This is a genomic window from Stenotrophomonas maltophilia complex sp. Om-AH-Sm3 (genome assembly GCF_059337855.1).
The window spans coordinates 33,556-42,697 of the sequence record NZ_JBYBLQ010000022.1; the positions used below are offsets into that span (position 1 = coordinate 33,556).

10 protein-coding genes and 1 riboswitch are annotated in these 9,142 nt (G+C 68.6%); of the genes, 5 read left to right on the forward strand and 5 right to left on the reverse strand.

Translation table 11 applies throughout. From position 1 onward, the window contains the following. Positions 1 to 227 precede the first annotated feature (227 nt). Both AC10QF_RS18680 and AC10QF_RS18685 read right to left on the reverse strand, forming a co-directional pair. Complete coding sequence (locus AC10QF_RS18680) at positions 228 to 1,139, reverse strand: MBL fold metallo-hydrolase (RefSeq protein WP_447906681.1); 912 nt, start codon at positions 1,137 to 1,139, stop codon at positions 228 to 230. 91 nt (positions 1,140 to 1,230) lie between these two features. Further along, on the reverse strand, positions 1,231 to 1,869 hold the full coding sequence (locus tag AC10QF_RS18685) for an NAD(P)-dependent oxidoreductase (RefSeq protein WP_099495396.1): 639 nt from the start codon (positions 1,867 to 1,869) through the stop codon (positions 1,231 to 1,233). Between the two features lie 108 nt (positions 1,870 to 1,977). Between AC10QF_RS18685 and AC10QF_RS18690 the strand changes: the two genes are divergently transcribed. From AC10QF_RS18690 to gph, 3 genes are all read left to right on the forward strand, one after another. Next, positions 1,978 to 2,907, forward strand: a complete 930-nt coding sequence (locus AC10QF_RS18690) for a LysR family transcriptional regulator (RefSeq protein ID WP_049414839.1) — start codon at positions 1,978 to 1,980, stop codon at positions 2,905 to 2,907. Beyond that, positions 2,904 to 3,695, forward strand: coding sequence for a class I SAM-dependent methyltransferase (locus AC10QF_RS18695; RefSeq protein ID WP_447906680.1), 792 nt, complete (start codon positions 2,904 to 2,906; stop codon positions 3,693 to 3,695). The genes AC10QF_RS18690 and AC10QF_RS18695 overlap by 4 nt, the downstream gene beginning before the upstream one ends. 64 nt (positions 3,696 to 3,759) lie before the next feature. Continuing rightward, on the forward strand, positions 3,760 to 4,422 hold the full coding sequence (gph, locus tag AC10QF_RS18700; RefSeq protein ID WP_099486330.1) for a phosphoglycolate phosphatase: 663 nt from the start codon (positions 3,760 to 3,762) through the stop codon (positions 4,420 to 4,422). A gap of 108 nt (positions 4,423 to 4,530) precedes the next feature. Here gph and btuB read toward each other — a convergent pair whose 3' ends face one another. After that, positions 4,531 to 6,372 carry a TonB-dependent vitamin B12 receptor gene (btuB, locus tag AC10QF_RS18705; protein WP_494542671.1) on the reverse strand — a complete coding sequence of 614 codons (1,842 nt, stop codon included), beginning with the start codon at positions 6,370 to 6,372 and terminating at the stop codon, positions 4,531 to 4,533. A 115-nt stretch (positions 6,373 to 6,487) separates the two neighbouring features. Continuing rightward, positions 6,488 to 6,710, reverse strand: a riboswitch (cobalamin riboswitch). A gap of 143 nt (positions 6,711 to 6,853) precedes the next feature. Here btuB and AC10QF_RS18710 point away from each other — a divergent pair. Further along, the gene (locus AC10QF_RS18710) at positions 6,854 to 7,432 is read left to right on the forward strand and encodes a histidine phosphatase family protein (protein ID WP_099495398.1); all 579 of its coding nucleotides are present in this window, start codon (positions 6,854 to 6,856) and stop codon (positions 7,430 to 7,432) included. Positions 7,433 to 7,523: 91 nt separating this feature from the next. On the opposite strand, the gene AC10QF_RS18715 is transcribed toward AC10QF_RS18710, so the two are convergent. Both AC10QF_RS18715 and AC10QF_RS18720 read right to left on the reverse strand, forming a co-directional pair. Beyond that, positions 7,524 to 7,886 carry a TfoX/Sxy family protein gene (locus tag AC10QF_RS18715; RefSeq protein WP_099495399.1) on the reverse strand — a complete coding sequence of 121 codons (363 nt, stop codon included), beginning with the start codon at positions 7,884 to 7,886 and terminating at the stop codon, positions 7,524 to 7,526. Continuing rightward, entirely contained in the window at positions 7,883 to 8,365 is a 483-nt protein-coding gene (locus tag AC10QF_RS18720) for a GAF domain-containing protein (RefSeq protein WP_004140850.1), read from the reverse strand. The genes AC10QF_RS18715 and AC10QF_RS18720 overlap by 4 nt, the downstream gene beginning before the upstream one ends. A 68-nt stretch (positions 8,366 to 8,433) precedes the next feature. Between AC10QF_RS18720 and bioD the strand changes: the two genes are divergently transcribed. Then, a complete protein-coding gene (gene bioD / locus AC10QF_RS18725; RefSeq protein WP_494542672.1) occupies positions 8,434 to 9,126 on the forward strand; it encodes a dethiobiotin synthase in 693 nt (230 codons plus the stop codon). Positions 9,127 to 9,142: the final 16 nt, after the last annotated feature.

The window sequence follows — 9,142 nt, forward strand, 5'->3', positions numbered from 1 at the left end:
CCGACAGATAGCGGGAAACTGTCGAAGGCGGGGTGGGTCCGGTTGCGGGGGCGTGAGCGCCATGGATGGCGCGACCGAGCCTCCATGGACGGATTCACGGCGTCCCCCGCAACCGGACCCACCTCGCCCTCCCACGGATAGCCAGCTGTTGCTTTTGCTGTTGCTTCGGCTGTTGCTGTTGCCTCTGCAGGTGCAGGGCGCAGCCCTGCAAAAGAAAACTCCCTACCTCATGGCCACTGCATCTCGCCCTTGGCCACCTTCGCACTCAGCTCCAGCGATGCGACGCCATCCAGCTTCGGGTAGCGCGACTGCATTGCCTGCACCAGCGCCGCACTGTCCTTCGCCTTTGCCGTCTCGACATCGAACGCGCGGATGTAGTCCGCAGTAAAGCGCAGCGCACTGGCATCCAGTGCGGCACCCGGCGCGTAGTGCCCGGGCACCACCACCTTCGGCTTCAGTGCCTGCAACCGCTGCAGGGCCTGCAGCCAGTCAGTGTGCGACTTCGGCGTCTGCGTGTCGGCCATCCACACGTGCTCACCGGCCACCACCGGAATGCCGCCGACGATCGCGCTCAGCGACGGTACCCACAGCACCGTGCGGTCCGGGGTCGGGCCATCCAGGCCGATCAACGGCAGGCGCTGGCCTTCCAGCTGCAGGGCATCGCCATCCAGCACCTGCGGCACCACGACGCGCGCGGGCACGTCGGCACCCATCTTCGGTCCCCAGTAGGCCAGCTTGCCGGCCTGGGTCTGCCGGATGTGGGCGACGGTCTGCGCAGTGGCGACGATGCGTGCCTGCGGGAAGGCATCCTGCAGGGTGGCCAGGCCGAAGTAGTAGTCCGGATCGCCGTGGCTGATGTAGATCGTGGTCAGCTGCTTGCCACTGGCGCGGATCAGTTCGACCAGCTTGCGTGCGTCGCTGGCGCCGAACTGCGCGTTGACCAGGATCGCGTCATGGCGGCCTTCGATCAGCACCGAGGACACCGGGAACATCGCCTGCGGGCCGGGATGGAAGGTCTGCAGGTGCAGTTGTGATTTCGTCGCGGTGGTCGGCGCCGCGGTGGCCGGTGCGGCCAGCAGCGGCGCACTGGTGAAAGTGGCGGCCAGGGCGAGGGGAAGCAGCAGGGCAGCGGTACGCATGGGAATTCCTTGTCTAGAGCCGGGCCAATGCCCGGCTGCATGTTCGCGTAGAGCCGAGCGCGGGCTTGGCTCTACATGGGACGTGCGTGGATCAGTACGCTGCGGTGATGATCTGCTTCGGGTACGCGTGCGCTTCCAGCTCGGCGACGAACGCGGCGCCGTAGTCGGCATAGCTGATGCGGCTGTGGCCGCTGGCGTCGGCCAGGAAGGCCCTGGGTTGCACGCGGTACCGGCCGCGCTCTTCGCCCGGGCCGATTTCGGCGGCTGGCGAGAAGAAGGTCCAGTCCAGGTCGTCTACTGCCTGCAGGCGATTGAAGGCTTCACGATGGGCCAGCGCGTACGGCTTGTACGCCTCCGGGAAGGTAGGGGTATCGACCAGCTGCACGCCGGGTGCGACTTCCAGGCTGCCGGCACCGCCGACCACTACCAGGCGCGGCACGCCGGCCTTGCGTGCGGCGGCCGCCAGCTGCGCGGCGACCTCGCCGACGCGGCCGATGTCATCGCCCGGGCGCGGGCCGTAGGCACTGGCGAGCACGTCGTGGCCGGCGATGGCGGCAACCAGCGCGTCCTGGTCATCCAGCGAGGCGATCACCGGATGGGCACCGGCCAGCTCGGCCGGGAGGTCCTGCGCGCTGCGCACGATGAGGGTGAGTTCGTGGCCGTGGGCCAGCGCGTGGCGGGCGATCTGGCGGCCGATGTTGCCGGTGGAACCAACGAGGGCGATCTTCATGGCAGGACTCCGTGGGGCGGTGTGGGCTGGGAATGGCGCCACTCTAGGCCGCTGCAGTCGCTCGAAAAACAGCGTATAACGCGCTTGTTTGTTGCGTGGATCGAGCATATGGACCGATTGACCGCCATGACCGTGTTCGTCGAGGTGGCCGAGCGCGGCAGCCTCACCGCCGCGGCGGAAGTGCTGGACATGTCGCGGGCGATGGTCAGCCGCTACCTGGCCGAGGTCGAGGGCTGGCTGGGTGCACGCCTGCTGCACCGGACCACACGCCGGGTCAGCCTGACCGGCCCGGGCGAGGCGGCGCTGGCGCGCTTCCGGCAGATGCTGGCGATCGGCGAAGAACTGCAGGGCGAGCTGGCCAGTGATGATCCCGAGCCGCACGGTACGCTGCGGGTGACCGCCAGCGTGTCGTTCGGGCAGAGCCACCTGGCACGGGCGGTGGCCGGTTTCGTCGCGCGCCATCCGGCGGCGCGCATCGAGCTGCTGCTGGTCGACCGCACGGTGAACCTGATCGAGGAGCGCGTGGACCTGGCCGTGCGCATCGCGCGCCAGATCGACCCCAGCCTGATCGCGCGGCGGCTGGCCACCTGCCGCTCGGTGCTGTGCGCGACGCCGTCGTACCTGCAGGCGCGTGGCACGCCGACCGCACCGGAGCACCTGGCCGCGCACAACTGCCTGACCCACCACTACGTCGGCAAGAGCCTGTGGCAGCTGCACCGCGATGGCCGTTCGCTGTCGGTGGCGGTGGGCGGCAACATCAGCGCCAACGAGGCCTCGCTGCTGCTGGAGGCGGTACGCGCCGGTGCCGGGATCGCCATGCTGCCGACCTACCAGGTGGCGCCACTGCTGCGCAGCGGCGAGCTGATCGAAGTGCTGCCCGGATTCAGTTTGGACGAGCTCGGCATTCATGCCGTGTACGCGTCACGGCGCCAGCAGCCCGCTATCATGCGGCGATTCCTGGATTACCTGGCCGAGTGTTTCGCCAGCCCGGCCTTCCAGGATCTGGATTGGCGCCCACCGGGCAAGGAGAACACATGAACCATGGACAGGCCTTGATCGACCACAACCGTGCTGCCTGGGACCGCCAGGCCAGCGAAGTGCGCGAATGGTCGCGCCCGGTGGAAAGTTCAACCATTGCCGCCGCGCGCGAAGGCCGCTGGCAGGTGCACCTGACCCCACGCCCGCTGCCGCTGGATTGGCTGGGCGACGTGCGTGGCCGTCGCATCCTGTGCCTGGCTTCGGGCGGTGGTCAGCAGGCACCCGTGCTGGCCGCTGCGGGCGCCGACGTCACCGTGTTCGACCTGTCCGACGGGCAGCTGGAACAGGACCGCAGGGTCGCTGCGCGCGACGGCCTGCAGCTGCGCACGGTGCAGGGCGACATGCGCGACCTGCACGTATTCGCCAATGACAGCTTCGATGTGGTGTTCCATCCGATCTCCAACCTGTACGTACCCGACGTGCGCCCGGTGTGGACCGAATGCCGCCGCGTGCTGGCGCGCGATGGCATGTTGATGGCCAGTTTCTACAATCCGGTGCTGTTCGTCGGTGCGCGCGATCCGCAGCTCGATGCGCAGGGCCTGATCCGACCGCAGTACGCCATTCCCTATTCGGACCTGGAAGACCTGCCCGCCGCAGAGCGTGAGGCGAAACTCACCCGCGGCGATGCGCTGACCTTTGGCCACAGCCTGACCGAACTGATCGGCGGGCAGCTGGATGCAGGCTTCGTGATTGATCGGTTCATGGAAGACTGGCAGCCGAAGCCACGCTTCCTGATCGACCGTTACCTGCCCACGTTCCTGGCCACCCGCGCACGCAGGATCGGCTGAGGCGGATCCCGGGGCAAAAGCGCGGCGTACAATGGACGGCTCCACGTTGTACAGGCGTCGTCCCTTGTCGTATCCCTATCCGCTGGTCGTATTCGATCTCGATGGCACGCTGGTCGACAGCGCAGCTGACATCGCCGAGGCGCTGAACCGTACGCTGGAAGACACCGGCATGGCGCGCGTGCCGGAAGCCACCGTGCTCGGCTGGATCGGCGACGGTGTGCGCCGCCTGGTCGAACAGGCGGTGCACGCCGCCGGTCGTGAAGTCGACCTGGCCGAGGTGATGCCGGTGTTCATGGTGCACTACCGTGAGTGCCTGCTGCGCAGCCCGCGCCTGTTCGATGGCGTGGCCGACGCACTGGCGCAGCTGCGCGCACGCGACGTGCCACTGGCGATCTGCACCAACAAGCCCGAAGCACTGGTGCCGCCGCTGCTGCAGCACCTGGGCATTGGTGATGCGTTCGCGCTGGTACTGGGCGGCGATTCACTGCCGCAGCGCAAGCCCAGCGGCGAACCGCTGCGGCACATCGCCACGCACTTCGGGCTGCCGGTGCAGGCGTGCCTGATGGTGGGAGATTCGTTGACCGACTACCGCGCCGCCGAAGAGGCGGGCATGCCGATCGCACTGGTGCGCTACGGTTATCCGCGTGGCCTGGACCTGGCCACCGCACAGGCGGTGGCGGTGATTGACGACCTGCGTGAGTTGCCGGGGTTGGCCGCGGGCCGGTAACCCGGCCGACGCAACAGGTAGTGCCGGCCGCTGGCCGGCAACCCCGAGGACGTTGCCGAAGGTCATGATGTTGCCGGCCAGCGGCCGGCACTACCATGACCGTCGCGGTCATTTCGGCTGGTAACGCACGCTCAGCTGGTACTCGCGGCCGGGCTGGTTGAACCACGCCACCGTCTCATACCTGCGGTCGAACACGTTGGCGGCACGCGCCAGCAGCGACCACGACGGCGTCAGCGCGTATTCGGCGCGCAGATCCAGCGTGCCGTACCCCCCCACCTTCACCGCGTTGGCGGCATCGTCATAGCGCTTGCCCGCGCCCTGCACGGTCAGGCCTGCGCGGAAGTCCCCGAAACGCCGATCGATGTCCAGCCGCGCGGTCTGCTGTGCACGACGCGGCAGCCAGTTGTCGAACTGGGTGCTGCCGCCGGTGCGGTTGCGTGGGTCGGTGTAGCTCAGCTGGGCGTTGATGTCGAATCCGGCCAGCAGCACGCCACCGGTCAGTTCGGCACCGCGGATGCGCGCCTTCTCCACCTGCTGCATCTGGAAGGTCGCCGCATCGTAGGTGATCAGATCATCGATGCGGGTTTCATAGACGTCCAGGCCCCAGTGCCAGCCCTGTGCCTGCTGCGAAACGCCCAGGTTGGCGCTCTTGGACTTCTCCGGGTTCAACGTCGGCACGCCGCTCCACGGGTCGTACAGGTCGCTGAAGGTCGGCGCCTTGAACGCGGTGCCGTAGCTGGCATTGACACGCAGGCCGTGGCCGAGCTCCATCGCCCAGCCGAGGCTGCCGGTGGCGTGGTTGCCGAACTGCTGGTTGTCGTCGTTGCGCGCGCTGGCCTGCAGCTGGTGGCGGCCGAAGCGTGCCTGGTACTGCACGAACACGCCGGTGTTTCGACGGCTGTCGACGAGGTAGCCCGCGCTGCTGCCATCCAGGTTGTCTTCGCTCCAGTCCACGCCGGTGCTAAGCAGCTGGCCTTCGGCCAAGGCGAAGTCACCCTGCAGCGAGGCACTGTCGCGGTGGGTCTGAGCGCTGCCACGGGCACCGAAGTCACCGAAGTTGTCCGACTCGTTGTCACTGCGCCCGACATTGGCGGTGAACGCCAGGCGTTCGGACGGGGTGTAGCGCACCTTGCCGGCCAGCACCTGCTGGCGGGTTTCCGAATAGTTGTAATAGCCGTCGTAGTGGTTCTTGCCGTCGGCGCGCAGCGCACTGCCTTCCACGTTCCACTGGTCGTTGAAGGTGTAGCCGCCACGCAGGCTCTTGGACAGGTTGCGGTAGCCGTCGCGGTCGGGTTCGTCGGCGAAGCAGCCGGTGAACAGCGTTGCCGAGCCGCGGCAGGCATCGATGCCATCGGAATGCTGGTAGGCGATGTCGGCGCCGAACCAGCCGCGTTCGGTCCCGCCGCCGATCCCGCCGCTGGCTTCGCGCAGGCCGTTGCTGCCACCACCGAGCTGGAAGTGCGGAGCAAAATCGCCCTGGTTGCGGCGGGTGAATATCTGGATCACGCCACCGATGGCGTCGGCGCCGTACAGGCTGGACTGCGGGCCGCGCACGATCTCCACGCGTTCGATCTGCGCCAGCGGCAGGTCCTGGTACATGGCCAGGCCGAGGTCGGCACTGTTGATGCGCACGCCATCGACCAGCACCACGGTGTGGCCTGAGTTGGTGCCGCGCAGGAACAGCGAGCTCTGCTTGCCGAGCCCGCCGGCATTGGTCAGGTTGATGCCGGCGCGGCCGCGCAGCAGTTCCTGCAGCGAGGTGGCCTGGCTGGATTCGATCTGCGCGCGGTCGATCACCTGGGCTGGTGCGATGCTGTCCTGCAGGGCGATAGGGGTGCGGGTGGCGGTGACCAGGATCTGGTCGAGCGCGGTGGTGTCTTCGGCGGCCTGGGCAAGCGCGGGCAGGGCCGCCAGCACGGCCAGGGACAAGATTCGGGACTGCAGCTTCATGGGGGACTCCAGGTGCCACGCACGCCCGCGTGGCGAAGGGGAGGAGCCGCGAAGGCAGGCACGCGCCGATGCCGCAGCGCACGCTGCGGTCATCCAGCGCCATGCCCACCGCATCGCGACCTGAGGCTTCCGGGCCGGTCTCCGGGCTTGCCGCCGGGTGGCGCGAGGCCACCGTCCAGGCGCCTTCCCATGCCTGCGGCACAGTGGCGGTGTTGCCTGGAACTGACGTGCTTACCGTTGCGGGGGCAGCGCCGGCCTGGCGTGGAATCACGCGTCACCGGCTTCCCGTTTCAACCTGCCGGCCGTGGCCGCAGGTCACCTGGAAGTGCGCGCAGTCTACGGCATCGCAGGCTGGTCCGTTGCGTCGCGCCTGCGCGGCTGCCTTTGCTGTGCCTTTAGAATGGTTGCTCGATCCCGTGGTGCCGTTGCCGATGTCCGCCCGTTCTCCGCTGTACCTGCGTCGCCCGTCCGGGACGCACGCATGATCCTCGACCTGGTCCGCCATGCCGGCAACGGTCGCGATGAGTTCCTCGATGGCCGCAGCGACCCACCGCAGCTGGCCGGCCTGCCGCAGGAGCTGGTCGAGGCCTATGCCGAGCAACGCTGGGAGCGGGTGATCAGCTCACCGCGGTTGCGCGCGCTGCACACGGCGATGGCGCTGGCCACCCCACGCGGGCTGGACGTGGAAGCGGACGAGGAATGGGAAGAACTGGATTTCGGCGATTGGGACGGGCAGTCGCTGTTCGAGCTGCCGGAGGATGCACTGGCGGCCTTCCACGCCGATCCGCATGCGTTCCCGCCGCCGAACGGCGAGAGCTGGGGTCATTTCGAGCGGCGCATCGCGCGCGCGCTGGATCGCCTGCTCGATGATGATGATCCGGTGCCGACGCTGGTGGTCAGCCATGGTGGCCCGCTGCGCATGGTGTTGTCGCAGGTCTGCGGCCTGCCGATGTCGCTGTGCTGGGCCCTGCGCATCGACCACGGCACGCGCCTGCGGGTGTGGCTGGAGCGGGGCGAAGCCGGGCTGGTGGGCGAGCTGCTGGAACTGCAGCAGCCGTAACCCACCGGTAGTGCCGGCCGCTGGCCGGCAGCCTCAGGAACGTTGCAAGGATCACGCAGTTGCCGGCCAGCGGCCGGCACTACCGGTGCAGTCAATCCGCGTCCGCATCCTCGGTCACGCTGTCTTCCGCGTCATCGTCGGCATCGAAGCGTCGCTCATGCACCGGACCCGACGCCGGGCCGGCCGCCTTCAGCGGGTGCGCGGCGATGCGTGCTTCGTAATCCTGCACCAGCGCCTCACGCTGCGGCTCGCTCAGTTCCTGCCAGTGGCAGTCCAGCAATGCGCCTTCCAGCGAGTACAGCAGGTTCAGGCTGGGCTTGAAGCCGGCGCGCTTGACCTTGACGAAGGCGCCGACCGCGCCGGTCGCGACCAGGTCCTCGCGGCTGCGCAGCCCGACCTGGCGCAGCCACGCTGCACTCTTCGGGCCGATGTTGCGCAGCTTCGGTGCGCTCATCCCAGCGCCTCGACGAACACGCGGGCGATGGCTTCCAGGCCGGCCTGGTCGTCGGCATCGAAGCGGCCGACCTTCGGGCTGTCGATGTCGAACACGCCGATCAGTTCATCGCCGCGCAGCAGCGGCACCACCAGCTCCGAACGCGAGGCCGAATCGCAGGCGATGTGGCCCGGGAAGGCATCGACGTCGTCCACGCGCTGGGTCACCCGCTGGCTGGCGGCGGCACCGCACACACCCTTGTCCAGCGGGATGCGCACGCAGGCCGGCAGGCCCTGGAACGGGCCAACCACCAGTTCCTTGCCATCGTACAGGTAGAAACCCACCCAGTTCAGGTCGGGCAGGGCGTGGTAGACCAGTGCGGAGAGGTTGGCCGCGTTGGCGATGCGGTCGGACTCGGCGTAGACCAGGCCACGGGCCTGTTCCAGCAGCTGGGCGTATTGTTCCGGCTTGCTGCCGGTAAGCGAGGCATTGGCGAACATGCCTGCAGTCTAGCAAGTGCACCGGGCCGGCGATAATGCACGCACTGTTGCCCTGTTGGAGCCCATCGATGCCGTTGCCCGCTACGCTGCCGCCCGCCCTGTTCGTTACCGGCACCGATACGGAGATCGGCAAGACCGCGGCCAGCACCGCGCTGCTGCATGCGCTGCGCCGGCGCGGCCTGCGCGCGGTGGGCATGAAGCCGGTGGCCAGCGGCAGCGAGGATCTGGGGCAGGGCCTGCGCAACGAGGACGCGCTGGCGCTGCAGTCGGCCAGCTGGCCGGTGCCGGACTATGCCGACCTGAATCCCTATGCGCTGCGGCAGCCGCTGGCACCGGAGCTGGCCGCTGCCGAGGACGGCGTGCAGGTGGAGCTGGCGCCGATCGTGGCCGCGTTCGAACGCCTGCGCGCGAACGCCGATATCGTCGTGGTGGAGGGTGTTGGCGGTTGGCTGGCGCCGGTCTCGGCCACGCTGGACCAGCTCGACCTGGTGCGAGCACTGCAGTTGCCGGTGCTGCTGGTGGTGGGCATGCGGCTGGGCTGCGTCAACCATGCGCGGCTGACTGCGCAGTCGCTGCAGGCCAGCGGCGTGGACTGCCTGGGCTGGATCGGCAACCACATCGACCCGGCGATGCAACGCCAGGACGAGAACACCGCCACGCTGCAGCAGCGCCTGCCGATGCCGTGCTGGGGGCGGCTGCCGCATCTGCCGGGAGCGGATGGCGAAGCGCTGAGCGCGCACCTGCTCGACGACCTGGGGTAGTGCCGGCCGCTGGCCG

What these genes read in the sequence shown, in the direction of transcription:
- AC10QF_RS18710 (WP_099495398.1), top strand. Translation starts at nt 6,854, where the DNA reads ATGATCCTCGACCTGGTCCGCCATGCCGGCAACGGTCGCGATGAGTTC.
- AC10QF_RS18695 (WP_447906680.1), top strand. Translation starts at nt 2,904, where the DNA reads ATGAACCATGGACAGGCCTTGATCGACCACAACCGTGCTGCCTGGGAC.
- AC10QF_RS18690 (WP_049414839.1), top strand. Translation starts at nt 1,978, where the DNA reads ATGGACCGATTGACCGCCATGACCGTGTTCGTCGAGGTGGCCGAGCGC.
- AC10QF_RS18715 (WP_099495399.1), bottom strand. Translation starts at nt 7,886, where the DNA reads ATGAGCGCACCGAAGCTGCGCAACATCGGCCCGAAGAGTGCAGCGTGG.
- AC10QF_RS18680 (WP_447906681.1), bottom strand. Translation starts at nt 1,139, where the DNA reads ATGCGTACCGCTGCCCTGCTGCTTCCCCTCGCCCTGGCCGCCACTTTC.
- AC10QF_RS18685 (WP_099495396.1), bottom strand. Translation starts at nt 1,869, where the DNA reads ATGAAGATCGCCCTCGTTGGTTCCACCGGCAACATCGGCCGCCAGATC.
- AC10QF_RS18720 (WP_004140850.1), bottom strand. Translation starts at nt 8,365, where the DNA reads ATGTTCGCCAATGCCTCGCTTACCGGCAGCAAGCCGGAACAATACGCC.
- btuB (WP_494542671.1), bottom strand. Translation starts at nt 6,372, where the DNA reads ATGAAGCTGCAGTCCCGAATCTTGTCCCTGGCCGTGCTGGCGGCCCTG.
- bioD (WP_494542672.1), top strand. Translation starts at nt 8,434, where the DNA reads ATGCCGTTGCCCGCTACGCTGCCGCCCGCCCTGTTCGTTACCGGCACC.